We start from the raw sequence: 25,336 nt of genomic DNA, 5'->3' as shown, positions 1-25,336 counted from the left end.
ACGCGTATCATGACGCGCATGGCCTCGACGACTCGCAGAAGATGGAAGTGGGCGCCTGCGCTCGTCGGATTCGTCGCGCTGAGCGGCATCGCCGGGGTCCTCGCCGCGGCCGCGGTGACCCCTGCCGTCGCCCTGACCGGCTCGGCCGCCGACTCGACCATCGGCGTCTTCGACGGCCTCCCCGAGTACATCAAGGTCGAGCCGCTCGCGCAGGCCTCGACGATGTACGCGAGCTCCAACGGCCAGGAGGTCCCGATCGCGACCTTCTACTCCCAGAACCGCGTCGAGGTGGGCTGGGATGCGATCTCGCAGAACCTGAAGGACGCCGCGATCGCCACGGAGGACCCCCGCTTCTACGAGCACGGCGGCATCGACGTGACCGGCACCCTGCGCGGTGCGGTGCTCACGGCACTGCACAAGTCGGTGCAGGGCGGGTCGTCCATCACGCAGCAGTACGTGAAGAACATCCTGGTGCAGCGCTGCGAGAGCAAGCAGCCCGACCTGACCGCGAGCGCCGAAGTGCAGAAGAAGCAGCTGGCCGCGTACCGGTCGTGCTACAACGACGCCACCGAAGTCGACCCGGCGCGCAAGCTCAAAGAGATGCGGTACTCGATCGGCCTCGAGAAGGAGTACTCGAAGAACGACATCCTGCAGAGCTACCTGAACATCGCGCTCTTCGGCGGTCGGGTCTACGGGGTGCAGTCGGCGGCCTCCTACTACTTCGGGGTCTCTGCGAAAGACGTCAACCTGCAGCAGGCGGCGACACTCATCGCCATCCTGAACAACCCGGACAACCTGCGCATCGACCAGCCGGACAGCAAAGAGAACGGCGCGGCCAACGGGTACAAAGAGACCCTCGACCGCCGCAACTACGTACTCGACAGGATGCTCGTCAATGGCAAGATCACCCAGGCGGAGCACGACGCGGCTCGCGCGACGCCGGTGGAGCCCAAGATCACCCCGGTGCAGAACGGCTGCATGACGGCGCAGCAGTACAACGCCGCATTCTTCTGCGACTACGTCGAGCGCACCATCGAGCAGAACCCGACCTTCGGCAAGACGGACGACGACCGCACCAGCTTCCTGACCCGCGGTGGCCTGAAGATTTACACGACGCTCAACCTGGACCTGCAGAACTCGGCGCAGTCGGCGCTCAGCGCGTACATCCCGCCGACGAGCCCCAACCTCGACCTCGGCGCGTCCAATGTCTCTGTCGAAGTCGGCACCGGCCGTGTCATCACGATGGTGCAGAACAGACCGTACGACAACACCGCGCAGCCGGCGCCCGGGACCACGGCCGTCAACTACAACACGGACAGCGACTACGGAGGCTCACAGGGCTTCCAGACCGGATCCTCGTATAAGGCGTTCGACCTGCTCGAGTGGCTGCAGGAGGGCCACTCGCTCTACCAGACGGTCAGCGGAACGCAGCACACGTTCCCGCAGAGCGCCTTCCACGCGAGCGACCCGTGCAACGACATCGGCGGTGCCCCGTGGAACGTCGCGAACGACGAGGGCGAGTCGGTCGGCAGCACGACGGTGATGAACGCGACGGCGCAGTCGATCAACACGATCTTCGCCAAGATGGCGACGCAGCTCGATCTGTGCGGCATCAAGCAACGCGCACAGGACCTCCTGGTCCACGGCGCCGATGAGTCGATCAACCCCTTCATGTCGAACCCCTCGTCGGTGCTCGGCACGAACTACATCGCCCCCTTGACCATGGCCACCGCGTACGCCGGCATCGCCAACAACGGCGTCGCCTGCAGCCCGGTCGCGATCGACAAGATCGTCGACGCCGACGGCGGCGAGCACGCCGTGCCCAAGACCCAGTGCTCCACCACGCCGATCGACCCGGGCGTGGCGGCGGCGGCCATCTACGCCCTGCAGGGCGTGCTGCGCGGCGGCGGCACCGCGTCCTCCGCCAATCCCGGCGACGGAGTGCCGATCTTCGGCAAGACCGGCACCACGGACGACTCGCTCGAGAACTGGCTGGTCACCTCCACCACGAAGACGGCGCAGGCGACCTGGGTGGGCAACGTGGAGGGCGCCGTCGCGCTCCGCAGCCAGCGGTTCCAGGGCGTGGGCGGCGGCAACGTCAAGTTCTCGATCGTCAAGCCGATCGTGGCCGCCCTCAACGCGGCCTACGGCGGCGGAGCCTTCCCGACCCCGCCGTCGAAGTACCTGTACTCGGCACCCGCGCCGAAGCCGAGCACGCCGACGAACCCCACCCAGCCGGGCACGGGGCAAGGCGGCGGAGGGCAAGGCGGCGGCCAAGGCGGTGGCGGCCAGGGCGGCGGCCCGGGCGGTGGCCCGGGCGGCGGAGGTGGCCCGGGCGGTGGACGCGGCTGATCCACGGCGGGTTTTGCCCCTCCCACAAGTGAAGAAACCTCCGTTATCGTTAGCGCGTGGGACGCACACCTGATCCGACACGCAAGCCGGAGCTGCTGAGCCGCATCATGGAGCATGTGGCCACCGAGCCGCTGTCCCGCATGACCTTCCGCAGCCTGGCCACCGCGTTGGGCGTCAGCACCTATTCGTTCGTCTACCACTTCGGCTCCCGGCAGGAGATGATCGACGCCATCCTCGAGGAGGGTGTGCGACAGCAGAACGAGTCGCAGGTCGGCTTCGACATCGTGTCATTCGATCGGACGCAGTTGCGCGATTGGTACCGCCAGGCGTTCCGTCACTCGCTCCGCGAGAGCAACCGCACCGGACTGCGCCTGCAGTTCGAGGCCGGGGTGCTCGAGCCGATCGACCCCGACCTCGGCACCCGGATCGGGACCGCCTTCAGCGAGTGGCGCGACACCGTCCGCGCGTGGCTGCGAAAGCAGGGCGTCGACACGCGCCGGTCCGGCGTCCTGGCGCACGGGCTCGTGGACACGGCCGCGGGACTCCAGTTTGGCTTCCTGCTCAGTGACGACCGCACCGCGACGGTCGCCGCTTTCGACCTGTTCCTCGACCTGTTCCTGCGCGAGGCACTGGGCGACTAGGGCGTGTCTGACACTGTCTTGGTCCAGGCGATGACGGCGTTGAGGACGACCGCGGCGCGGTAGATGACGGCGTGCCTGTCGTACCGGGTGGCAAGGCCCCGCCATTGTGCGAGGTGGCAGTAGCGGTGCTCGATCACGTTACGGTTCTTGTAGTCGGCGACGTCGAGCCCGACCGGGCGGCCGCCCCGCGATCCGCGACGCTTGCGGTGGCCCTTCTGGTCGTCGGGCTCCTGCTTCAGAAGAACGTTCTGAACCGGCGCTCGTGGCGCACCCGGCAAGAACTGCGCATCGCGATCATCCCTGGATCGAACGCACCTACCACCGGCGTCGCAGGCAAGCCCGCCTCCGCCGTTTGACGCCGATCGAGTTCGAGTCCATCATGAACCGGAACCTGGCCCTCGCGGCCCATGCCCTCCGTCGGAGACTCCCTCCGGATGCGGCCTCAGAAGTAGCCTCGCCGCTCCAGAAGCGACACCGCCTCGTCGCGGCCCGAGACGTCGAGCTTGGCATACAGACTGCGCGCCTGTGACTTGATCGTGTTGATCGACACATGGCCGTCCTGGGCGATCTGCGTGAGCGTGGCGCCGGAGCGCAGCCGATCAGCGAGAACCTGTTCTCGCGGCGACAGCCTCGGCATCGACGGCGGCTCCGCCGGATCGCGCGGCACGGCCTCGACCCGCGACGCGATCTCAGCGGCCTGCGGAGCCAGGTCGGGGTTCGCCTCCCTCAGCCGGTGCAGCAGCCTCAGCGTCTCGGCGTGCGGCAGCGTCAGGAGGGGCGTCGCCGAGCCGGACGACAGGATGTGGTGGAACGCCTCCGCGAACGACGCATCCGCGCGCGCTTCGTGTCCGAGCCGCTCCAGCGCGATGGCCCGGCGGAGAAGGAGGGGCGGCAGGGTGCGCAGGCAGTGCTCGGCACCCAGCCGGATGCAGCCCGCCGTCGCCGCAAGCGCCTCCCGCTCCTGACCGAGCTGGAGGTGCGCCGAGGCGCGCTGCATGTCGAAACACAGGGAGTGGCTTCCGGTGGACGGGACGCCCTCCAGCAGTCGCAGCGCTCGACGCGGATCGCCACGGGCGAGGAGGATGTCGGCCTGCATCCCGAGGGCGAACCCCCGGACCATGTGCTGCCTCTGGTCGCCGGCCGTGCCGTGGGTGATCGTCGCCACGGCCGCGGCGGCCTGGTCGAGGCGACCGTCGACCAGGAGGGCCATCGCCTCCGCCGCACGAGCGGTGACCTCCATCGTCTCGTCCTCCGGGTCGATCGAGCGCACCCGCTCCGAGAGCGTCCGCAGCCGGGCGCTGTCGAACGCGGCTGACGCGACCAGGATCGCGGCAAGGAAGAACGGGTAGTCGTTGAACGTCGACTCTGCGCCTGCGCCGGTCAGATCCGCCACCATCCCGCCCTCGCGGATCGCCCGCTCGGCGCCGTCGTATTCGCCGTTCATCGCACGGCAGACGGCCAGGAGGGCACGGCCACGGTGGACGATCCACGCATCGGCTTCTCGATCCGCGACATCCAGGGCTCGCAACGCGGACGATGCCCCCTCGCGTGACCAGCCGGCCGAGGCGAATGCTTCGGCGATGGCCGACCACAGCACGGCCTCGGCGCTCTCGACATCGCGTTCCTCCAGCACGGCACCCACCGAGCGCAGTTCGCGTCGCGCCTGCTCGACCGCGTCGTCCAGGCGCCCGAGCCGCGTCGACGCGATGATGACGGCAGCCGTCATGCGCCGGCTGACAGAGCCGCGCGAGCGTGGGATCGAAGCGGGATCGAAAAGTGCGACGTGCTGGAGCAGGAGCGGCGGTATGCGGGTCGCGCCCCGTTGCACCAGCTCGATGAGCTCGTCGGCTGCGCGCACGGCTCCTGGCAGCTGGGGGCGCACACCCGTTCCGGAACTCTCGCCTCCCACGCCCGATTGTAAGCACGCCGCCACTGCACCTTCTCGCCACCGGTGCCCCCGATCGGTGAAGAATTCACCCCCGGATTCACCCCCTGGTCCACCCCGATCGCCGCGACGGCCCCACTCGGGGGCGCCACGCTGGTGGCGAGCCGGGGCGGCGTCTGTGGGACACCCGAAGACTTGCAGCAGCCGCCTCCCCCGTAGCGGCTCAACGGCGCCCCCGGATTCGGGTTTCCGGGGGCGCCGGCCATCTGACAAAGTGAGCCCTACACACTCGAGGAGAGGTACCCCATGTCCGCACCGTACCAACCTGTCCAGCCTGCGACCGCACCTGGCTCCGAGCGCTGGAATGTCCTCGCGATCGTGGGCTTCGTCGGCTCCTTCTTCGTCTCTCTGCTGGGCATCATCCTGGGCTTCATCGCCCTGTCGCAGATCCGGCGGACGGGTGAGCGCGGGCGCGGACTCGCGATCGCAGGCATCGTCATCGGGTTCGTCGCCGTCGTCGTCACCGTGCTCTGGCTGATCCTCGTCCTCGTCCTCTTCGCGAATGCGGCGGCGAACGGGCAGATCCAGGTCAACAACGGCTGATCCGCTCGGCGCTCCCCCGATGCTCACCGCGACGCTCGAGCCACGCCGTCAGGGACGAACGGGCCGCCTGCTCGGCGCGCTCGGCGGCATCGTCTCCGCCCTCTTCGACGGGACGGCGGAGCACACGGGCGACTTCGACCTCGTGCTGCGGGACGGCTCGCATGAGCTGCACAGGATGGACGCCGGCGGGGCGGAGGAGGCGAACAGCCTTCTCGCCGCGGTGCGCGCAGACATCGCGAGCCGCCCGGCTGCCGAAGTGCTCGCCAGCTGGCGGGACCACGCAGGCTGAGCGACGTGCGGAGGCGATCTTCGAGTACATCGAGGGCTTCTCTAACCGCCGACGCCGGCACGGATCGCTCGGCTGGGACACCCCGCTAGGGGTCGAGAACAGACACCTTCAATGAGCCACGACTCCTCAGCTGCAGTTCCGGGAAACCGGGTCATGACCACTCGCCGGCGCTCGTCACTCAGGGCGTCAGCCCAACACGAGTCGGACTCGAACAGCACTGGGCAGAGCTCCAGGAGCTGAAGGAGCTGCCTGAGCCTGCTGATGCTCACACCAGGAGATTTCTCGTCGTGGCCTGGTCCCCGCCACGGTGGCGGGGAGCGCCGTCATGAGTGGGTCGCCATACCGAATCGTTCGAGCACCGCGCGAAGTGCTGGGTCCGTTCGCTTCAGGTCGTGAGTGGCGCACAGCTCGACGGCCGTGCCGTCGAAGATGGCGCAGCACTCGAAGTCTCCGCGCCGGGACATGTGGCGGATGCCGGCATGGAGCGGATGGCCGTGCACGTCGGTTCGCGGGTAGAGCCGGCTCGCAATTGCGCGCGCCAGGAGCCGGTTGGGGCCGCGGACGTCAGCGACGTCGAGGTTCTCACGCTCCTGGTGACGCAGCACCGACGCCGCCTCACGGGGGAGGTAGGCGTGCGTGGCAGTCGCCTCGAGATCGACGAACGGCAGTGACCCGGTGCCCTCGAAATCCCGCAGCCGCCATGAAGTCAGCCGGGATGCAGGCACCTCACCGGGTCCAGCCCGACCGGAGTCGGTCTCAATCTGGGAGAACGCGCCGATCAAGCACGCCGTCATCTACCGCGCCGCGGTCGTCCTCAACGCCGTCATCGCCTGGGCCAAGACATTCTCAGACGCGCCCTAGGCCTTCAGCCCTCCGCCACCGCCTTCACTCCCGCCAGCATCTGCGACCAGTTCCGCTGCGAGTGCTCGGCGGCCTCCCTGGTCGGGTTGTTGTCCTGATCGAGCGTGACCCGCGTGCCGGAGGGCGTCTCCTCCAGCTCGAAGCGGAGGGTGTGGTAGTTCTCGGGCACGTCGGGAAGGCCCGACAGCGGGCTGAAGTGAGTCAGCACGATGCGCCAGGGCTCGTCGCGGTCCTCCAGCTCGATCACCCGGCCGTGGTCCGCGAACGACCGGCCCTGCCACTCGCCGGTCCAGGTGATCGGCGAACCGAGCCTCCAGTCCGAGCGCACCTCGGCACCGAACAGGATCTCGGGATGCGCGCCGTTCGACGTCAGCACCTGCCAGACGGCACCCCTCGGCGCCGCGATCGTCACCTCTGCCCGCGCCACGAAGTCGCCCATGACCGCCTCCCGCGTCTCGCGTCTCGCGTCTCGCCGACCATCCCACACCCCGGCGGGGCGGCGCGCAAGGGTGGGCGGGCTCCGGCCGGGGTCAGCGCTGCAGGACGACGGCCTCCCACGCCCGCAGCGACCCCGTCAGCCCTGCCGGGGCCGCGGCGCCGCCGGACGACAGCACCACCCGGGCGTCGCCCCACCCGGGAAGCGCGGCGTCGTCGTACTGCGCCACGTCACCGGTCAGGTTCACCAGCACGAGCAGCGACTCGTCCGCCGTCGACCGCTCGTACGCGAAGATCTGCTCGTGGTCCGGCAGCACCAGCTCGAACCCGCCGACGGCGACCGCACGGGAGCGGTGACGGAGGTCGATGAGCGCCCGGTAGTGCGCGAAGACGGAGTCGTCGTCGGAACGCGCGGCCTCCGCGTTGATCTCGGTGAAGTTCGGGTTGGGGGCGATCCACGGCTCGCCGGTCGTGAACCCCGCGTTCGGGCCCGCGGTCCACTGCATGGGCGTGCGCGCGTTGTCCCTGCTCGTGCGCCGCAGGGCGGCGAGCACCTCGTCGGCGGGCTCGCCGAGCAGGTCGACGGCCTCGGCGTAGTGGTTGAGCGTCTCGATGTCGCGGAAGTCGTCGATGGTGTCGAACGGCACGTTCGTCATCCCGAGTTCCTCGCCCTGATAGACGTAGGGCGTGCCGCGGAGCAGGTGCAGCACCGTCCCGAGAGCCTTGGCCGACGCGACGCGGTGCTCGCCGTCGTCTCCGAACCGGCTGACAACGCGCGGCTGGTCGTGGTTGTTCCAGTAGAGGCTGTTCCAGCCGACTTCCGCCAGACCCTCCTGCCACTGCGCGAGGTTGCGCTTCAGCTCGAGGACGGAGGCGCCGCGGTGGTCCCACTTGCCGCCGGGACCATGGTCGAGGTCGACGTGCTCGAACTGGAACACCATGTCGAGCTCGCCTCGGGCGGGGTCGGTGAAGCGGCGCGCCTCGGCGATATCGACCCCTGGCATCTCACCCACGGTGAGGTAGCGGTCGTCGCGCCCCGCGAACACCCGCTCGTGCATCTCGTGCAGGAACTCATGGATGCGCGGCCCCTGGGCGAAGAACGGATACGCGTCTCCGTAGAGACCGCCGGTGGGGACGACGCCGTCGGGGAGCGCGGTGTCCTTGGAGAGGAAGTTGACCACGTCCATCCGGAACCCGTCGACGCCGCGATCCAGCCACCAGTTCATCATCGCGTAGACCGCGTCGCGCACCTCCGGGTTCTCCCAGTTGAGGTCCGGCTGCTTGCGGGAGAACAGGTGGAGGTAGTACTCGCCGGTCTGCTCGTCGAGCTGCCAGGCCGAGCCGGAGAAGAACGAGCCCCAGTTGGTCGGCTCCGCGCCGTGCTCCCCCGGCTGCGCGCCGTCCCGCGGCGGCCTCCACCAGTACCAGTCGCGCTTGGGGTTGTCGCGGCTCGACGCCGACTCCACGAACCAGGGGTGCTCGTCCGACGTGTGGTTGACGACGAGATCCATCACGAGCTTGATCCCGCGCTCGTGCATCCCGGCGAGCAGCTCGTCGAAGTCGTCGAGGGTGCCGAAGAGCGGATCGATGCGCTGATAGTCGCTGATGTCGTAGCCGTTGTCATCGTGCGGGGAGGCGTAGATCGGCGACAGCCAGACCACGTCGACCCCGAGCGCTTGGAGGTGGTCGAGGTGCTGGATGACGCCGCGCAGGTCGCCGATGCCGTCGCCGTCGCTGTCCGCGAAGCTCCGCGGATAGACCTGGTACACCACCGCTGACTGCCACCACGTGTCGTTCACGCGCCCACCCTACTCGGCATCGGCCCGGCGTTGCGGTGGCGGCGAAGCGTCCCGGGCGGCGCCGGGCAGTGAGACGATGATGCCCGTGAAGCACGTGCGTATCGGCCTCGCGGCCCTCGTCACCGTGGCCGCGGCGGCGGGAGCCTGCGCCACGGTGTGGCTGGCCGTGAACGCGATTGCGGGACCGGCCGCGGCGACCCAGCCGGCCGTGCTCGCCACCGTTGTCGCCCTCAGTCTCGCCCGGCGCGATCTCGCGGGGCGGCGCGAGTTCGTCCGCTCCGCGGCGGCGCTGCCGCTCGTCGGGATGGCCGCCGCCGGTGTCGGCCGGCTGCTCGTCGATGTTCCTCCGCTGGGCGCCGTGCTCTTCATCGCCGGGATGAGCGTCCCCATCTGGCTGCGCCGGTTCGGACCGCTCGGCGCACGTGTGGGCGCGCTGATCGCCCTGCCGTTGACGGCCATGCTCGTGGTCCCCGCTGCTCCGGAGGCGCCCGGGACGCCGTGGTGGCCGGCCGCCCTGCTGGCAGCGGGCGCGGGAGCCGTTGCGACGCTCTGGGTGACCGCGGCGCGGGAGCTCCTGATGCGGCCGTGGCTGGGGCACTCGCAGCACGGGACGGCTCACCCGCCTCGCGCCACGCGTCCGGCATCCCGCCCCTCGGAGGCGCGATCCGGTTCTCCGTCGCGGCGCCTGCCCGCGAGCACCCGGATGGCGGTGCAGATGGCGACGGCGCTGGCGGCGGCCTTCGTGACGGGCTGGCTGCTCTTCCCGTCGCACGCGATGTGGATCGTGCTCACCGCGTACATCGTGAACGCCGGCAACCGCGGGCGCGGGGATGTGCTGCACAAGAGCGGCCTGCGGGTGACGGGCGCCGTGGGAGGGACAGTGATCGCCCTGCTCCTGCTGTCGCTGCCGACCCTGGACGTGAGGACCACGACCCTCCTCGTCTTCGTCACGCTCTTCGCCGGAACCTGGCTGCGCGCATATAGCTACGCGTACTGGGCGCTCGCGGTCACCATCGTTCTCACCCTGCTGCAGCACGTCGCCGGCACCGGCCCGGCCGCCGGAGAGGCCGGCCTGCTCGCCGAGCGCGTCGCCGCGATCGTCGTCGGCGCCCTGCTCGGCATCGGCGCAGCCTGGTTCGTCCTCCCCGTGCGCTCGTCCGACGTGCTGCGGCGCCGTCTGTCGGACCTGCTGGCCGCGCTGGCCGCCCTGGCCGGCGCCGACCGATCCGCCCACGACGCGGAGGAGGACGAGGCGGCCTTCCGCTGGGCCCTCCGGCGGGTGGAGGAGCTCGCACCCGCACACCGGGCGCGACGGCGGCTGGGCGCGAAGGGCATCCAGCCGATCGATTGTGTCGAAGCGGCGTGCGGACTCGGACCGGCAGTCGCGGAATGGGTCGAGGAGACGGACGACGACAAACGCGTGGACCTCGCCATCCGACGCGCGCGCGCGAGCCTGCGCCCTCCCTTCGATCCCGACGAGGTGCACCGTCGACTCGTCGGGCTCGCTGCCGCGCTCCGCGGCGGCACAGTAGCCTGAATCCATGCTCACCCCGCCGACCACCGCGAAGAAGCCGACCGAACGCGTCCACCACGGAGACGTCTACGTCGACGAGTACGAGTGGTTGCGCGACAAGGACGATCCGGCCGTCCTCGCGCACCTCCACGAGGAGAACGCGTACACGAACGCGCGCACCGATCATCTCGCCCTGCTCCGGGAGCAGATCTTCGAGGAGATCAAACGGCGCACGCGCGAGACCGACTTGAGCGTTCCCGTGCGTGAGGGCGATTGGTGGTACTACACCCGCACGGTGGAGGGGCAGCAGTACGGCATCCATTGCCGCGCTCCGATCGCCTCCCCCGACGACTGGGAGCCGCCCGCGCTCGATGACGCGGCGCAGGCCTCCGGCCTCCCGGGCGAGCAGATCCTCCTCGACGACAACGTGGAGGCGGAGGGCCACGACTTCTATGCGCTCGGCAGCTTCGACGTGAGCGCCGATGGCACGCGCCTGCTCTACGGCGTCGACACGGAGGGCGACGAGCGCTACACGCTGCGGGTGCGCTCCCTCGTCGACGAGGGCACCGTCTTCCCCGACGAGATCGAGGGAACCGGTGCGGGAGCGCTCTTCGACCAGACCGGCGAGTACGTCTTCTACACGACCGTCGACGACGCCTGGCGACCGGACACGGTCTGGCGGCACCGGGTCGGCCAGGGCCCGGACGGCGAGGAGGACGCGCAGGTCTTCCACGAGCCGGACGAGCGGTTCTGGATCGGCGTCGGCATGACCCGCAGCCGCCGGTTCCTCGTCATCGAGGCGGGCTCCAACATCACGAGCGAGACCTGGCTGCTGCGCACCGACGACCCGGCCGGGGAGTTCACCGTCGTGTGGCCGCGCAAGGACGGCGTCGAATACGACGTGGAGCACGCGGTCGTGAACGGTCGCGACCGCCTCCTCATCGTGCACAACGACCACGCGGTCGACTTCGAGCTGGTGAGCGTCTCCGCCGAGGATCCGCGGGGACCGCGGAAGACGATCCTGGCCCACGACCCCGGCATCCGCATCGAGGGGGTCGACGCGTTCCGCGACTTCGTGGCCGTCGAGTACCGTCGCGAGGGGCTCACCCGCGTTGCCGTCGCCTGCATCCCCGAGGAGGGGCGGTCCGACGACGACACCCTCCACGAGCTGCACTTCGACGAGGAGCTGTTCACGGTCGGAGTCGGCGGCAACCCGGAGTGGACGCAGCCGTCGCTCCGGCTCGGCTACGGCAGCTTCGTCACCCCGTCGAGCGTCTACGACTACGACGTGCGCACGCGCGAGCTCGCCCTGCGCAAGCGCCAGCCCGTGCTCGGCGAGTTCGACCCGGAGCTGTTCGAGCAGAAGCGCGAGTGGGCGACGGCCGCCGACGGAACGCGCATCCCGATCTCCCTGGTCTACCGGAAAGACCTGGTCACCCCCGGCGAGCCCGCTCCCCTCGTTCTCTACGGGTACGGGTCGTACGAGGCGAGCATGGACCCATCGTTCGGCATCCCCCGCCTCAGCCTGCTCGACCGCGGCGTGGTGTTCGCGATCGCGCACGTGCGAGGCGGAGGCGAGCTCGGCCGGCTCTGGTACGAGAACGGCAAGAAGCTCCACAAGAAGAACACCTTCACCGACTTCGTCGAGAGCGCGCGCCACCTCATCGACGAGGGCTGGACCTCCCCCGCCCGCCTCGTCGCCCAGGGCGGAAGCGCGGGTGGCCTGCTCATGGGCGCGATCGCCAACCTCGCGCCGAAGTACTTCGCCGGCGTGCTGGCGGAGGTGCCGTTCGTCGACCCGCTGACGAGCATCCTCGACCCGTCGCTCCCGCTCACCGTGATCGAGTGGGACGAGTGGGGCGACCCGCTGCACGATGCGGACGTCTACGCCTACATGAAGTCGTACTCGCCGCTCGAGAACGTGCGCGCGACGCAGTACCCGCGCATCCTCGCCGTGACCAGCCTGAACGACACCCGCGTGCTCTACGTGGAGCCGGCGAAGTGGGTCGCGAAGCTGCGCGACGTCGCGGGCGCCGACGCCCTCCTGAAGATCGAGATGGCCGCCGGCCACGGCGGGGTGTCGGGCCGGTACTCGGCCTGGCGGGAACGGGCGTTCTCGCTCGCCTGGATGCTGGACGTGATCGGAGCCCACCCGACGGGCGAGTGAGCGGGCCGAGCCGCGCCGTCCCCGGTGCGAACGCCGGCGTACGGGACCACCGCTGCGCGGCGCGCAGCGGCGCTCGTCCCGTGGCACCGCGCTCGCCACGAGTCGACGAGCGACACTCACCCCAGGTCGTCCGGGTCCTTGCCCGTTCGCTCCCCGGTCTCGAGCCCAGCGATCGCCGCGAGGTCGTCGGCGTCGAGCACGAAGCCGAAGACGTCGAGGTTCTCGCGGATGCGGGCGGGGGTGGACGACTTCGGGATGACGATGTTGCCGAGCTGGAGCTGCCAGCGGATGACCACCTGGGCGGGGGTGACGCCGTGCTTCGCGGCCAGCGCGTCGAGCGTCGGGTCGCCGAGCACGCGTCCGCGCGCGAGCGGCGACCACGCCTCCGTCGCGATGCCGTGCTCGGCGTCGTAGCGGCGCACCTCCCGCTGCGGCAGCCACGGGTGGAGCTCGACCTGGTTGACCGCGGGGACGACCTCGGTCTCGGTGGCGAGGCGCTCCAGGTGGTGGGTGTGGAAGTTGGCGACGCCGATCGAACGGGCACGGCCCTCGTGGTGGATGCGCTCGAGGGCGCGCCAGGAGTCGACGTACTTGTCGTGCTTCGGCGCCGGCCAGTGGATGAGGAAGAGGTCGACCGTGTCGAAGCCCAGACGGTCCAGGCTCGCGTCGAAGGACCGTAGCGTCGAATCGTAGCCGTTCTCCGTCCACCACACCTTCGTCGTCACGTAGACGTCGGTGCGATCGAGTCCCGAACGGCGGACCCCCTCGCCGACGCCCCGCTCGTTCTCGTAGAAGGCGGCGGTGTCGATGTGCCGGTAGCCGGCCTCGAGCGCCGCGACCACCGCGTCGGCCGTCTCGGCCTCCGGGATCTTGTAGACGCCGAATCCGAGCTGCGGGATGCTGCCGCCGTCGTTGAGAGAGACCTGGGGGATGCTCGTCATGGGTTCATTCTGCCGCGCTCCCGGCGTACGTGTGGGGCGACGAAAGGAGACATCATGACGATGGACGGACGTGCAGTGGCCTTCCTGGTAGGGCCGGAGGGCATCGAGCAGGCGGAGCTGACGGAGCCGTGGAAGGCGGTGACGGAGGCGGGCGGAGTGCCGCGGCTGGTCTCGAAGGATGCCGGCGAGGTGCAGGCCTTCGAGCACCTGACCCCGGCGCAGAAGTTCCGCGTGGATGCGACGCTCGACGCCGTGTCGGCGGACGATTTCGCGGGGCTCGTGCTCCCGGGAGGCGTGGCGAATGGCGACCAGGTGCGGACGTTCCCTGGCGCCGTCGAGCTGGTGAAGCAGTTCGCGGCAGCGGGCAAGCCGATCGCCGTCATCTGCCACGGCGGCTGGGTGCTGGTGGAGGCGGGCGTCGTCGACGGGCGGCGCATCACCAGTTGGCCGAGCCTCCAGACGGACTACCGCAATGCCGGAGCGACATGGGTGGACGAGGAGGTCGTCGTCGACGACGGTCCGTTCACCCTGGTGTCGTCGCGCAAGCCCGACGATTTGCCTGCGTTCAACCGGGAGCTGGTGGCGGCGTTGGGCGGGTGATCCGCCGGACTCACCGGCTCAGCACGGACGAGCCCAGCGCACCTCCGTCGTCTGGACGTTCTCGCCGCCGACGATCTGAAAGTCGTCGACACCGCGATCGAACATGAATTGGAGTTCGCTCACGGGGATGCACCTGCCCGTAGTGAGGAGGAGCGGTCCACGCAGGCTCGACGCCAGGACGGAGACGCCGAGGGCGTTGGGGAAGCCGTAGCCGCTGGCCAGGAACGCAGTGTGCGCGGCGGGAATCGACGTGGCAACTCGCCGCAGCCGCCGCGAAACGATCTCCGCCCGCCACGCGGGCCACGTCAACGTGCGCAGACGGGTGGTGTCGACCGGCGTCACACGCGTGGCGCTCCGCGAGCGGGTCTCGACCAGACCCAGCGAGAGCTGCGCGATGGCCTCGCGCACCGGTGTGTACGACATGCCCAGCCATGCTTCGATGCCAGCATCGACAAGCCGCTCGCCGGATAGGAGGTCGCCCTCGGCGATCGCCGCAAGAAGCTTGCTGAGGGCGATGTCGCGGACGAGAGCGCGACGTGGAGCGGGCGCTACAGAAGTCGGCATTCGAACTCAGGATGTGGGACGTCGTGAGTGCGGTCATGAGGGCCCCCGGTGTTCGAGCTGTGATCCGTGGCCGACCGTGAGTGCTGCGTGGAGGAAATGCAGCTATCAATATCAATACGGAAGAGCCTAGATTTCAGGTCTATCGCTTGTCATGGTCAATAGATTAGCTTCCTGTATGCGAGAACAGTGTAGTTCTCCAGAAAGGAACCTTCAGATGAAGAACTGGAAGAGGATTCTGGCCTCGGGGGTGGCCGCAAGCGCTCTGGCTGCGTCGCTGTGCGCTACGGCGCCGGCGTCTGCGGCGACGGGAGCCGAGACTGAGGGCACCTCGACGGTGTCTCTGCCGATGGCGTTCAGCGGATACGACGCGACGGCGGCGGAGCAGAACGGGTACGCGATCGTCACCGACGCGACTGGTGCGCGGTCCAGCGTTCCTGTCTCGGCCGACGCGATCGCGTTCGAGCAGCAGCTTGCGCGTCAGGCGTCATCGAGGACGGCGTACGTCGACGGCCCGTGCGGGTCATCGTGGATAAACGCGAAGTCGTCTGGCCAAAGGAAGACGATCACCACCGGCTATGTGGTCACCCACCCGGTGATCGCCAAGACGTGGACCGTTCAGGTCTGGGGGTGGTCCGGTCTTCCGAGCTTCACCTGGAGCGGCCCTTCGGGGGCAACCTGGTTCAGCAGCTGGGCGTTCAACGGCGGCGGTGATTTCGCCAACGTGCTCCCTGGCTCCAACGTCGTGATGAGCAACGGCGCCGTCTGCGTCTCCGGCAGCCCGGGCGAGAACTTCCACTCCTGAGTGGAGCCAGTTGAAAGGGCGGGGGCGGCCGCTCCCGCCCTTTCACATGCCCCGGACGTAACCGATCAGAGCGCGACCGTAGGAGAACGGGTTCGCCCGTGACGCCGCGGACACGAGCATCGTGGACTCGCCGACCTTCGCGGCGAACTCTCCACGCATGGGAACGTCGATCACCACGCGCAGACCTGATTCCCAAGCAGAGCGCAACGCTTCCCCGGCTGCGAATTCCGCGGACGGATTCGCGTGCAGCCGCTTCGCCCAGCTCCGCACCGGTTCGCCCGGCTCCAACCGCAACCGCTCTGCCAATTCCGTTGCCCGCGGTACCTCCCACAAGTCCGGGCGCGATGAGACGGCGCCCGGATCCAGCTCGTGAACCATCCGCAGGTGCTCGAGCGCACGATCCCAGAACGCCTCCCACGCCGTGACGAGAAACTCGTCTTCCGTGCGCACGGGATCGTCGGGCAGATCTGCAGCGGGCAGCCCGGGTTCAGCCTGGCCCACCCCGTAGTGACGCAGCCAGAGCAGTTCGAGCAGAGCATCCGGGCTAGCAGCGACCCGAATCTGCATATCGGCGGGCCACCCCATCGATTCGTTGTAGCCAGCGAACTTCACTCCGGCCTCCTCATCTCCCGTGTCCCTCGATCGTCACCCACTGCCCCAGCTGGCGTCCACCCCTGATCGCCCACAGCGGATCACGCTGGATACGCAATGCGGGTCAGCCACGGTCGGGCGTGTGCGCTTCGGACAGGAGGCACCGGGCCCGGGAAGCCGCGCTAAGAGAGTGGAACACGGTCACCGGCAGCGCGATCGAGGTGATGACGGCCGATGCTGTCGCCGTCCAGATACGCATCCGCCTCTACGTGCTCTCTGCCCTGCTCGAGGCTCTGGTGGACATCGACACCCACTACGGCGGGCGCCCAACCGCCCCGCCGAGGACGCCGTCGACGGTTCGTGAGTGTTTCCTGGCAATGGCGGCGACCGGGGTTGCGTGGTCCCGCGGAGCGCGGGAACGTGGCTGGCTCCTGGAGCCATCGAACGGAAGGAGAGCGCATGCTCACCCTCACTGAGAACGCCAGCACGATCGTCAAGACCCTCACCGACCAGGCGCCCGCCGACGAGGCGGGGCTGCGCATCAGCAGCAGCAACCCGGACAACACCGCCTTCGCTGCGGCCGTCTCGGAGGCCCCCGAGCCCACCGACCAGGTCGTCGACGCCGGAGGCGCCCGCATCTTCCTGGAGCCGCAGGCGGCCGACGCCCTCGACGACAAGGTGCTCGACGCGCAGGTCGACGAGCAGGGGTCCGTCAGCTTCGCCATCGGCGCGGTGGCCTGACCGCCCGAGTACGCAGAAAGTGCGCCGTCTCATCACGAGACGGCGCACTTTCCGTGTGTTCGGCGCTGCTAGGCGGCGGGCTGCGGTTCGGGCTCGGGGTCGGCCTCGGCGGCGGCGCCCTGGAACTGCGTCATGTAGAGGTCGTAGTAGGCTCCGCGGCGCTCGAGGAGCGTCGCGTGGTCTCCCTGCTCGACGATGCTGCCGTTCTCCATGACCAGGATGGTGTGCGCGTCCCGGATGGTCGACAGGCGGTGCGCGATCACGAACGACGTGCGGTCCGTGCGGAGTGCGGCCATCGCGTGCTGCACGAGCAGCTCGGTGCGCGTGTCCACCGACGAGGTGGCCTCGTCGAGGATGAGCAGCGACGGGTTCGCGATGAACGCCCGCGCGATCGTGAGCAGCTGCCGCTCACCCGCCGAGACGTTGCCGCCGTCGGCGTCGATGACCGTGTCGTAGCCGTCGGGCAGCTGACGCACGAAGCGGTCGACCATGGTGGCCTTCGCGGCCTCCACGACCTCCTCGTCCGTCGCGTCGAGCCGGCCGTAGCGGATGTTCTCACGGATCGTCCCGGAGAACAGCCATGCGTCCTGCAGCACCATGCCCACTTGGCCGCGCAGCTCGGCGCGCGACAGCTCGGTCGTGTCGATGCCGTCGAGGCGGATGGCGCCGCCGTTCAGCTCGTAGAACCGCATGATGAGGTTGACCAGCGTGGTCTTGCCCGCACCGGTCGGCCCCACGATCGCGACGGTCTGCCCCGGCTTCACGGCGAGGCTGAGGTCGCGAATGAGCGGCATGGCGGGGTCGTACGAGAACTCGACCTCCTCCAGCTCCACCCGGCCGTCGGCACGGGCGGGCAGATGCCGCGTCTCGTGGTCGGGTGACTGCTCCTCCGCATCCAGGAACTCGAAGGTGCGCTCGGCCGACGCGACACCGGACTGCAGCATGTTCGCCATGCCCGCGATCTGACCGATCGGCTGCGAGAACTCCCGCGAGTACTGGATGAAAGCCGTCGCGTCGCCGATGGTCATCTGACCGGAGACCACGCGCAGCGCCCCGACGACCGCGATCAGCACGTACGACAGGTAGGAGACGAAGTTCATCGCCGGCATGATCATGCCCGACACGAATTGCGCACCGACCATCGAGCGGTACAGCTTCTGGTTGCGGGAGTCGAACTCCTCCAGCATCACGCCGTCGCGGCCGAACGAGCGCACGAGGTCGAGACCCGAGTACGACTCCTCGATGTGGCCGTTCAGGTTGCCCGTCGACGCCCACTGCTGTTTGAAGAGCTTCTGCGAGCGGCTGCCGATCACACCCGCGATCACACCCGAGAGCGGGATGGCGATGAGCGCGATCAGCGCGAGCTGCCACGACACGATGAACATCATGATCCCGATGCCGACGACCATCAGGACGGACTGGATCAGCTGAGAGAACGCCTGCTGCAGCGCGGTCTGGATGTTGTCGACGTCGTTCGTCACGCGCGACATCAGGTCGCCGCGCTGGCGGGCATCGAAGTAGCGCAGCGGGATGCGGTTGAGCTTGTCCTCGATGTCGCGGCGCAGCCCGTAGACCACCCGCATCACGAGGGCGTTGAGGATGTAGCCCTGCCACCACTGCAGCAGCGAGGCGACGATATACATGGCGAGGACGATCATCAGCAGGCGGCCCAGCTCGACGAAGTCGATGCCGGTGCCCGGGATCAGGGTGCCCTTCGCGTCGATGGTGCCCACCGAGCCCTGGAAGATGACGTCGGTCGCGTTGCCCAGGATGCGGGGCGCGATCACCACGAGGGCGACCGAGACGACCACGAGCACGGTGACCCAGGTCATCCCGACCCACTCGGACTTCAGGAGGCCGAGCAGGCGCTTGAACGACGGCCAGAAGTTCTCGGCCTTGCGGGCCGGGGCGTCGCCGAACATATCGCCGTCGGAGGCGGACGGCTCGTACTCGTAGTCGACCTCCTCGAGCGTCGCCTCGACGGCGGACTCGTGCGCGGCGCGGTCGGCCTCGCTCTGCTTCTTCGGCCGCTTGGCCAGCTTGTCGCGCGCCATCTCAGGCCACCTCCAGGCTCAGCTGGGACTCGACGATCTCGCGGTACGTGTCGCTCGTCTCCAGCAGTTCGTCGTGGGTGCCGCGTGCGACGACCGTGCCGTCGTCGAGCACGACGATCGTGTCGGCCTCGCGGATGGTCGACACCCGCTGCGCGACGACGATCACGGTCGCGTCGCCCGTGGACTCCGCGAGCGCGGCGCGCAGCCGCGCGTCGGTCGCGACGTCGAGCGCCGAGAACGAGTCGTCGAAGAGGAACACCTTCGGCTGGGCGACGAGCGCCCGCGCGATGCAGAGGCGCTGACGCTGACCGCCGGAGACGTTCGTGCCGCCCTGGGAGATCCGCTCGTCGAGGCCGTGTTCCTTCGCCCGGACGAAGTCCTCGGCCTGGGCGACGCGCAGCGCCTCCCACAGCTCCTCGTCCGTGGCGTCGGGCCTTCCGAACCGGAGGTTGGACGCCACCGTGCCGGAGAACAGGTACGGGCGCTGCGGGACGAGACCGAGCTGACCCGAGAGCTGCTGCCGGCTGAGGGTGTCGACGGAGACGCCGCCGATGCGCACGTGACCGCTCTGCGGCGTGAAGAGGTTGGCGATCACCGAGACGAGCGTCGACTTGCCGGACCCGGTGGAGCCGACGATCGCGGTCACCTGGCCGGGCTCTGCCGTGAACGACACGTCACTGAGCACCGGCTTCTCGGCTCCCGGATAGCCGAAGGTCACGCCCTCGACCTCCACGCGGCCATCGGTGGGGAGCTGAGCGCCCCCCGCACCGCTCTGCTGCGACGGTGTCGCACTCAGCACCTCGTCGATGCGCTCGGCGCACACCATCGCGCGCGGGATCATCATGGCCATGAACACGCCCATCATGACCGCGGTGAGGATCTGCAGCAGATACTGGAGGAACGCGGTGAGCGCACCGATCTGGATGTCGCCCGCATCCACCCGGTGGCCGCCGAACCACAGCACGGCGGCCGTGGCGGCGTTGAGGATCAGCATGATGACCGGGAACATCAGCACGAAGATGTTGCCGACGCGCACCGAGACCCGGGTCAGCGCGAGGTTCGCGTCGTCGTAGCGCACGCTCTCGAAGCGCTCGCGCACGAACGCTCGGATCACGCGGATGCCGACGATCTGCTCGCGGATCACGCCGTTGACGCCGTCGATGCGCTCCTGCATCTCGCGGAACAGCGGGAGCAGCAGCCAGACCAGCACGCCGACGACCACGAACAGCACGGCCACCGACACCCAGATGAGCCAGGAGAGGCCCGCATCCACGTTCACGGCGAGGATGATGCCCGCGATGCACATGATCGGCGTCGACACCATGAAGTTCAGTGTCAGCAGCACGAGCATCTGCACCTGCTGCACGTCGTTCGTGTTGCGGGTGATGAGCGTCGGCATGCCCCACCGGGCGAGATCGAGCGACGGGAGGGAGTCCACCGTGCGGTAGAAGGAGCGGCGGATGTCGCGGCCGACCGCCATGGACGCGCGGGCGCCGAAGTAGGTCGCGGCGATCGCCGCGACGACCTGCACGAAGCAGACCAGGAGCATCATCCCGCCGGTCGACCAGATGAAATCCGTGTCGCCGGTGACGATGCCCTTGTCGATGATGTCCTTGTTGAGGGTCGGCAGGTAGAGGGCGGCGAGGGTCGCCACCAGTTGGAGGAGCACGACCGCGAGCGCTGAGCGCCAGTACGGTCGGCCGAAGCGGAAAGCCATTCGGAGAAGGGTCACGAGAGTTCCTGAGTGTCGCGATGCTGGTGAGGTGCCGGGACGGCGGGGCGCGGAGTCCCCAGTGAAGCACAGCGCCGACGGGCTCGTCGCCACAACGCCGCTGTTGAGTGGTCTCGAACAGCGACTACGGTAGCGCGAGCCGCCGACTTCCGAACCCGGAAGGGGTGTACGAGCCGACGCTATGCCGACGTGCGGTCACCTTATGACCGCAATGGTGATCGATCGGTGGAGGCGGAGGTCAGGCCGGCGTGTACAGGAGGTGCAGCACACCGTTGTCGTAGGCCTCGGAGTGCCGCAGCTCGAGCGCGGCCCGCGCCGTGCCCTCCGGGAACAGCCGCGCGCCGGTCCCGAGCACGACCGGATACACGAAGAGGTGCAGTGCGTCGACCAGCCCGTCGGCGAGCAGGGAGCGCACGAGCGTGCCGCTGCCGCTGATGTAGATGCCGGAGGTCGACTCCTTGAACTCCCGGATGCGGTCGGCGTCGTACGCCCCGAGCGAGCGGGAGTTGCGCCAGGTGGCCTCCGCGCCGGCGTCGTCGAGAGTGCCGCTGACGACGGCCTTCGTCGAGTCGTTGAAGAACGGAGCGCCCGGGTCTTCGGCGGCGGTGCGCGTCGACCACGCCGGCGCGAACATCTCGAACGTGGTGCGGCCGAGCAGGATGGCCTCCGAGGCGCTCGTGATGCGCGCGAGATCGTCGCCCATGGCCGGGTCGAAGCCGTAGTCGAACGTCCAGCTCGGATCCTGGAACACCCCGTCGAGCGAGACGAACTCGTGCACTGCGATGGCGCCCATGGCCTCCCCTTCCGCCTGCGACCGACGCCGGCCGGCCGCTGCCGACCAGCTTAGGGCAGGACGTGCGGGCAGCGCCCGGAACCGGCGTCCTTGCTGCACCGGGATGCCGCGGTTAGCATCGGCCGCGAGGGAGGCACGCCATGACGTCCGAACGCTTCGTCCACGAAGGGACCACGACCCCCGCCTACACCGGGAGGCTCTCCCGGCAGGCTCCCCCCGACCGGTTGCCCGACGAGGCGACGGACCCCGACAGCGTGTACCGGCTCATCCACGACGAGCTGCTGCTCGACGGCAGCTCCCGGCTCAACCTCGCCACGTTCGTGACGACGTGGATGGAGCCGCAGGCCGAGGTGCTGATGGCCGAGTCGTTCGACAAGAACATGATCGACAAGGACGAGTATCCGTCGACCGCCGCGATCGAGCGCCGCTGCGTGTCGATCGTCGCCGACCTGTTCCACGCCGAGCCCGGACAGCCGACCGGCACCTCCACCATCGGGTCGAGCGAGGCCGTGATGCTCGCCGGGCTCGCACTCAAATGGCGCTGGCGGGCCCGGCGCGGGCTGAGCGGCGGCGGCGCACCCAACCTCGTACTGGGATCGAACGTGCAGGTGGTGTGGGAGAAGTTCTGCCGCTACTTCGAGGTGGAGCCGCGGTATCTGCCCGTCGAACGCGGCCGGTACGTCATCACTCCCGAGCAGGTGCGGGACGCGGTCGACGACGACACGATCGGCGTCGTCGGCATCCTGGGCACCACCTTCACCGGCGAGTTGGAGCCGATCGCCGAGATCTGTCAGGTGCTCGACGCCCTCGCGGACAGCGGCGGACCGGATGTGCCGGTGCACGTGGACGCGGCGAGCGGAGGGTTCGTCGTCCCCTTCCTCGACCCTGACCTCGAGTGGGACTTCCGACTGCCGCGCGTCGTCTCCATCAACGTCAGCGGCCACAAGTACGGCCTCACCTACCCGGGCATCGGCTTCGTCGTCTGGCGGTCGCCCGACCATCTGCCGTCCGAGCTCGTGTTCGAGGTGAACTACCTCGGTGGCGAGATGCCGACCTTCACGCTCAACTTCTCCCGCCCCGGCAACCAGGTCATCGGGCAGTACTACAACTTCGTCCGACTCGGGCGGGCCGGGTACACGGAGATCATGACGGCGCTGCGGGACACCGCCGTCACCATCTCCGCCGGCCTCGCCGCCGAGCCCGACCTGCGGGTGCTGACCGACGGCACGGCGATCCCCGTCATCGCTTTCGACGTCGCTCCGGGATCGGGCTTCACGGTGTTCCAGGTCTCGCACGAGCTGCGCGCCCGCGGCTGGCAGGTGCCCGCGTACACGATGCCGGCGAACGCGGAGGATGTCGCCGTGCTCCGGATCGTCGTGCGCGACGGCTTCAGCGCCGAGCTCGCCGACGCCCTGGTGGCCGATGTGCGCGCGGTGTGCGCCGAGCTGCGGACGGGCGACCCGACCCGCATCCCGAAGACCGCTTTCGCGCACTGAACGTGCCGGTCGTGGCCGGTCTCGGGCCGCCGATGACTCACATTGCACTTTCAGCTTGAAGGTGCAAACTTTCACTTCGTGAACGAGAGTGCAATCTCTGCGCGAGAGCGGCGCAAGGCCGAGACGGCCCGCGGACTCCGCGAGGCCGCGCGAAGGCTGACCATCGAACGCGGGCTCTCCGGCTTCACCGTCGAGGAGCTGTGCGAGGAGGTCGGCGTCTCCCGCCGCACCCTCTTCAACTATTACGCCTCCAAGGAGAACGCGGTCATCGGCATCCCGGTCGACCTCGACGAATCCGGCGCCGCCGAACGGTTCCTGGCCGAGGGGCCGCGTGGGATCGTGCACCTGCTGGACGACCTCATCGCGCTGCACCTCGCGCGCTGGGACTACGGCGGACTCACCGCCACCGACATCCACGAACTGCTCCGCGCCGTCGACCGCGAGCCGCGGCTCGCCGCCCACATGCTGAAGATGGCGGGCGAAGGCGAGCGGGAGGACATCCTGCTCGTCGAACGCCGCGAAGGGCTGCCCCGCGGCGACCTGCGAGCCGCTGCGGCCGTGCAGCTCGCCGGCGGACTGCTGCGCGCGAGCGCCGAGGAGTTCTTCCGCCCCGAGACCTCCGACGACCTCCCGGACATCATCCGGCGACGCATCGCCGCGGTCCGCGAACTCTTCGCCTGAGGCCGGCCGACCCGGCGCCCCCGCATCCCACCGCACCACCCGAGAACGAACGCACCACCCGAGAACGAACGGACCCCATGACCGCCACCGCGCCTGCGCCGCTGCTGCTGACCAAGCGGCGCATCTGGATCATCTTCAGCGCCCTGATCGCCGGGATGCTGCTGAGCAGCCTCGACCAGACGATCGTCTCCACCGCCATGCCGACGATCGTCGGCGACCTCGGCGGCGTCGAGCACCAGGTGTGGATCACCACCGCCTACATCCTCGCCACCACCATCGTGATGCCCGTCTACGGCAAGCTCGGCGACGTGCTGGGCCGGCGGTGGCTTTTCATCATCGCCATCGCGGTCTTCACCGCGGCGTCCATCGGCTGCGCGTTCGCGGGCGACTTCTGGACGTTCGTCGTGTTCCGCGCCATCCAGGGCCTCGGCGGCGGCGGGCTCATGATCCTCTCGCAGGCGATCATCGCCGACATCGTCCCCGCCAACGAGCGCGGCAAGTACCTCGGCCCGCTCGGGGCCATCTTCGGCCTCTCGGCCGTCGCCGGCCCGCTCCTCGGCGGCTTCTTCGTCGACCACCTGACCTGGCAGTGGGCGTTCTACATCAACATCCCGGTCGGCATCGCCGCCCTCGTCATCGCGATCGTCGCGCTCACCCTGCCGAGCAAGCGCGCCACCCGCCCGATCGACATCCTGGGCATCCTCTTCCTCTCGATCGCGACGACCTGCCTGATCTTCTTCACCGACTTCGGCGGCGACAAGGACTACGGCTGGAGCTCCTTCGCGACCTGGGCGTGGGGCATCGGGATGCTCGCCGCGGCGATCGCCTTCGTGATCGCCGAGGCGCGGGCCTCGGACCCGATCATCCCGCTGGCGCTGTTCAGGAACCCGATCTTCGTCAACGCCACCGCGATCGGCCTGGCGCTCGGCATCGGGATGTTCGCCGCGATCGGCTTCGTGCCCACCTTCCTGCAGATGTCGTCCGGCACCTCGGCCGCGGCCTCCGGGCTGCTCATGATCCCCATGATGGTCGGCCTGATCGGCACGTCGATCGCGTCGGGCATGGCGATCACCAAGACGGGTAAATACAAGCTCTATCCGATCCTCGGCGCGATCATCACCGGCATCGCCATGGTCTGCATGACCACGCTGGCCGCGTCGACCCCGATCTGGCTGATCTGCGTGTACCTGTTCGTATTCGGCGCCGGCCTCGGCCTGATCATGCAGGTGGTCGTGCTCGTCGTGCAGAACGCGGTCCCGGCCGCGCAGATCGGCACCGCGACCTCCACGAACAACTACTTCCGCGAGGTCGGAGCCGCGCTCGGCACGGCCGTCTTCGGCACGCTGTTCACGACGCGCCTGACCGAGAACCTCACCGACGTCTTCACCAAGGCGGGCGCCTCCGCGTCTGACGCGGCCGGGGCGACGGCGACGCTCAGCCCGGAGGCGCTCAACGCGCTCCCGGAGGCCGTGCACACCGGCGTCGTGAACGCCTACGCCGACGCGCTCGCCCCGGTGTTCTGGTACCTCATCCCGTTCATCGCGATCGCGCTCATCCTGGCCCTGTTCCTCAAGCAGATCCCGCTCTCGGATCAGGCCGGGCTCGTCGCCCGTGGCGAGGCCATCAGCGGCGAGGAGGCGGAGCGTCTGGAAGCCGAGCAACGCGCGGGACGCGCGCCTGCGACCGTGGGCGCGGAGGACGCCGGACCGGGCGATCCCCGAGCCTGACCTCCCGACCACCCCGCGACACCGGGGTCGAGAAACGCCGCTCCGGAACCTCCGGAGCGGCGTTGCGCG

At 69.1% G+C, this 25,336-nt stretch carries 22 protein-coding genes and 2 pseudogenes; 13 read left to right on the top strand and 11 right to left on the bottom strand.

The genetic code is table 11. The features are described 5' to 3' along the window. Positions 1 to 18 precede the first annotated feature (18 nt). Both LLS1_RS15815 and LLS1_RS15810 read left to right on the top strand, forming a co-directional pair. Positions 19 to 2,352: a transglycosylase domain-containing protein gene (locus LLS1_RS15815; protein WP_226657026.1), complete on the top strand. Its 2,334-nt coding sequence runs from the start codon at positions 19 to 21 to the stop codon at positions 2,350 to 2,352. A 56-nt stretch (positions 2,353 to 2,408) separates the two neighbouring features. Then, a complete protein-coding gene (locus LLS1_RS15810) occupies positions 2,409 to 2,993 on the top strand; it encodes a TetR/AcrR family transcriptional regulator (RefSeq protein ID WP_223359288.1) in 585 nt (194 codons plus the stop codon). On the opposite strand, the pseudogene LLS1_RS15805 reads toward LLS1_RS15810, so the two are convergent. Beyond that, positions 2,990 to 3,223 (bottom strand): annotated as a pseudogene (locus LLS1_RS15805) (IS5/IS1182 family transposase); the annotation flags it as partial. The gene LLS1_RS15810 and the pseudogene LLS1_RS15805 overlap by 4 nt on opposite strands. On the opposite strand from LLS1_RS15805, the pseudogene LLS1_RS15800 reads away from it, so the two are divergent. Beyond that, positions 3,224 to 3,399, top strand: a pseudogene (locus LLS1_RS15800) (IS3 family transposase); the annotation flags it as partial. Between the two features lie 36 nt (positions 3,400 to 3,435). On the opposite strand, the gene LLS1_RS15795 reads toward LLS1_RS15800, so the two are convergent. Beyond that, on the bottom strand, positions 3,436 to 4,902 hold the full coding sequence (locus tag LLS1_RS15795; RefSeq protein ID WP_226657024.1) for a LuxR C-terminal-related transcriptional regulator: 1,467 nt from the start codon (positions 4,900 to 4,902) through the stop codon (positions 3,436 to 3,438). A 282-nt stretch (positions 4,903 to 5,184) separates the two neighbouring features. Here LLS1_RS15795 and LLS1_RS15790 point away from each other — a divergent pair, with 282 nt between their 5' ends. Continuing rightward, positions 5,185 to 5,481 (top strand): DUF4190 domain-containing protein, encoded by a 297-nt coding sequence (locus LLS1_RS15790; RefSeq protein WP_223359284.1) that lies wholly within the window; start codon positions 5,185 to 5,187, stop codon positions 5,479 to 5,481. A 19-nt stretch (positions 5,482 to 5,500) separates the two neighbouring features. Further along, positions 5,501 to 5,770, top strand: a complete 270-nt coding sequence (locus LLS1_RS15785) for a hypothetical protein (RefSeq protein WP_226657224.1) — start codon at positions 5,501 to 5,503, stop codon at positions 5,768 to 5,770. A gap of 323 nt (positions 5,771 to 6,093) precedes the next feature. Here LLS1_RS15785 and LLS1_RS15780 read toward each other — a convergent pair whose 3' ends face one another. From LLS1_RS15780 to LLS1_RS15770, 3 genes are all read right to left on the bottom strand, one after another. Further along, the gene (locus LLS1_RS15780; RefSeq protein ID WP_226657222.1) at positions 6,094 to 6,552 is read right to left on the bottom strand and encodes a hypothetical protein; all 459 of its coding nucleotides are present in this window, start codon (positions 6,550 to 6,552) and stop codon (positions 6,094 to 6,096) included. An 83-nt stretch (positions 6,553 to 6,635) separates the two neighbouring features. After that, complete coding sequence (locus LLS1_RS15775; RefSeq protein WP_226657022.1) at positions 6,636 to 7,070, bottom strand: SRPBCC family protein; 435 nt, start codon at positions 7,068 to 7,070, stop codon at positions 6,636 to 6,638. Between the two features lie 91 nt (positions 7,071 to 7,161). Continuing rightward, positions 7,162 to 8,865 (bottom strand): alpha-glucosidase, encoded by a 1,704-nt coding sequence (locus tag LLS1_RS15770; protein ID WP_226657020.1) that lies wholly within the window; start codon positions 8,863 to 8,865, stop codon positions 7,162 to 7,164. Positions 8,866 to 8,950: 85 nt separating this feature from the next. Here LLS1_RS15770 and LLS1_RS15765 point away from each other — a divergent pair, with 85 nt between their 5' ends. Next, positions 8,951 to 10,402, top strand: a complete 1,452-nt coding sequence (locus tag LLS1_RS15765) for an FUSC family protein (protein WP_226657018.1) — start codon at positions 8,951 to 8,953, stop codon at positions 10,400 to 10,402. Positions 10,403 to 10,406: 4 nt separating this feature from the next. Further along, positions 10,407 to 12,545: a S9 family peptidase gene (locus tag LLS1_RS15760; RefSeq protein WP_226657017.1), complete on the top strand. Its 2,139-nt coding sequence runs from the start codon at positions 10,407 to 10,409 to the stop codon at positions 12,543 to 12,545. A gap of 116 nt (positions 12,546 to 12,661) precedes the next feature. Here LLS1_RS15760 and LLS1_RS15755 read toward each other — a convergent pair whose 3' ends face one another. Next, on the bottom strand, positions 12,662 to 13,486 hold the full coding sequence (locus LLS1_RS15755; protein WP_226657016.1) for an aldo/keto reductase: 825 nt from the start codon (positions 13,484 to 13,486) through the stop codon (positions 12,662 to 12,664). A 54-nt stretch (positions 13,487 to 13,540) separates the two neighbouring features. On the opposite strand from LLS1_RS15755, the gene LLS1_RS15750 reads away from it, so the two are divergent. Next, entirely contained in the window at positions 13,541 to 14,086 is a 546-nt protein-coding gene (locus LLS1_RS15750; RefSeq protein ID WP_226657015.1) for a type 1 glutamine amidotransferase domain-containing protein, read from the top strand. Between the two features lie 18 nt (positions 14,087 to 14,104). On the opposite strand, the gene LLS1_RS15745 is transcribed toward LLS1_RS15750, so the two are convergent. Next, complete coding sequence (locus LLS1_RS15745) at positions 14,105 to 14,650, bottom strand: GntR family transcriptional regulator (protein WP_226657013.1); 546 nt, start codon at positions 14,648 to 14,650, stop codon at positions 14,105 to 14,107. A 214-nt stretch (positions 14,651 to 14,864) separates the two neighbouring features. Between LLS1_RS15745 and LLS1_RS15740 the strand changes: the two genes are divergently transcribed. Continuing rightward, a complete protein-coding gene (locus LLS1_RS15740) occupies positions 14,865 to 15,452 on the top strand; it encodes a hypothetical protein (protein WP_226657005.1) in 588 nt (195 codons plus the stop codon). Between the two features lie 42 nt (positions 15,453 to 15,494). On the opposite strand, the gene LLS1_RS15735 is transcribed toward LLS1_RS15740, so the two are convergent. After that, positions 15,495 to 16,064, bottom strand: coding sequence for a hypothetical protein (locus LLS1_RS15735; protein WP_226657003.1), 570 nt, complete (start codon positions 16,062 to 16,064; stop codon positions 15,495 to 15,497). 438 nt (positions 16,065 to 16,502) lie between these two features. On the opposite strand from LLS1_RS15735, the gene LLS1_RS15730 reads away from it, so the two are divergent. After that, on the top strand, positions 16,503 to 16,784 hold the full coding sequence (locus LLS1_RS15730; protein ID WP_223359271.1) for a Fe-S cluster assembly protein HesB: 282 nt from the start codon (positions 16,503 to 16,505) through the stop codon (positions 16,782 to 16,784). A gap of 68 nt (positions 16,785 to 16,852) precedes the next feature. Here LLS1_RS15730 and LLS1_RS15725 read toward each other — a convergent pair whose 3' ends face one another. From LLS1_RS15725 to LLS1_RS15715, 3 genes are all read right to left on the bottom strand, one after another. Beyond that, a complete protein-coding gene (locus LLS1_RS15725) occupies positions 16,853 to 18,838 on the bottom strand; it encodes an ABC transporter ATP-binding protein (RefSeq protein ID WP_374758283.1) in 1,986 nt (661 codons plus the stop codon). Between the two features lies 1 nt (position 18,839). After that, entirely contained in the window at positions 18,840 to 20,570 is a 1,731-nt protein-coding gene (locus LLS1_RS15720; protein ID WP_374758282.1) for an ABC transporter ATP-binding protein, read from the bottom strand. Between the two features lie 238 nt (positions 20,571 to 20,808). Further along, positions 20,809 to 21,363, bottom strand: coding sequence for a dihydrofolate reductase family protein (locus LLS1_RS15715; RefSeq protein ID WP_223359265.1), 555 nt, complete (start codon positions 21,361 to 21,363; stop codon positions 20,809 to 20,811). Positions 21,364 to 21,503: 140 nt separating this feature from the next. Between LLS1_RS15715 and LLS1_RS15710 the strand changes: the two genes are divergently transcribed. The 3 genes from LLS1_RS15710 (at position 21,504) to LLS1_RS15700 (ending at position 25,267) form a co-directional block, all read left to right on the top strand. Continuing rightward, entirely contained in the window at positions 21,504 to 22,859 is a 1,356-nt protein-coding gene (locus tag LLS1_RS15710) for a glutamate decarboxylase (RefSeq protein WP_226657000.1), read from the top strand. Positions 22,860 to 22,937: 78 nt separating this feature from the next. Then, complete coding sequence (locus LLS1_RS15705; protein ID WP_226656998.1) at positions 22,938 to 23,540, top strand: TetR/AcrR family transcriptional regulator; 603 nt, start codon at positions 22,938 to 22,940, stop codon at positions 23,538 to 23,540. A gap of 77 nt (positions 23,541 to 23,617) precedes the next feature. Next, positions 23,618 to 25,267, top strand: coding sequence for an MDR family MFS transporter (locus LLS1_RS15700; protein WP_226656996.1), 1,650 nt, complete (start codon positions 23,618 to 23,620; stop codon positions 25,265 to 25,267). The last annotated feature ends 69 nt before the right edge of the window (positions 25,268 to 25,336 follow it).

The sequence above is a fragment of the Leifsonia sp. LS1 genome (assembly GCF_020521355.1).
Lineage (GTDB): Bacteria > Actinomycetota > Actinomycetes > Actinomycetales > Microbacteriaceae > Leifsonia.
Note: the sequence above shows the minus strand (reverse complement) of the source record. Positions and strands in the feature narration are given on the sequence as shown.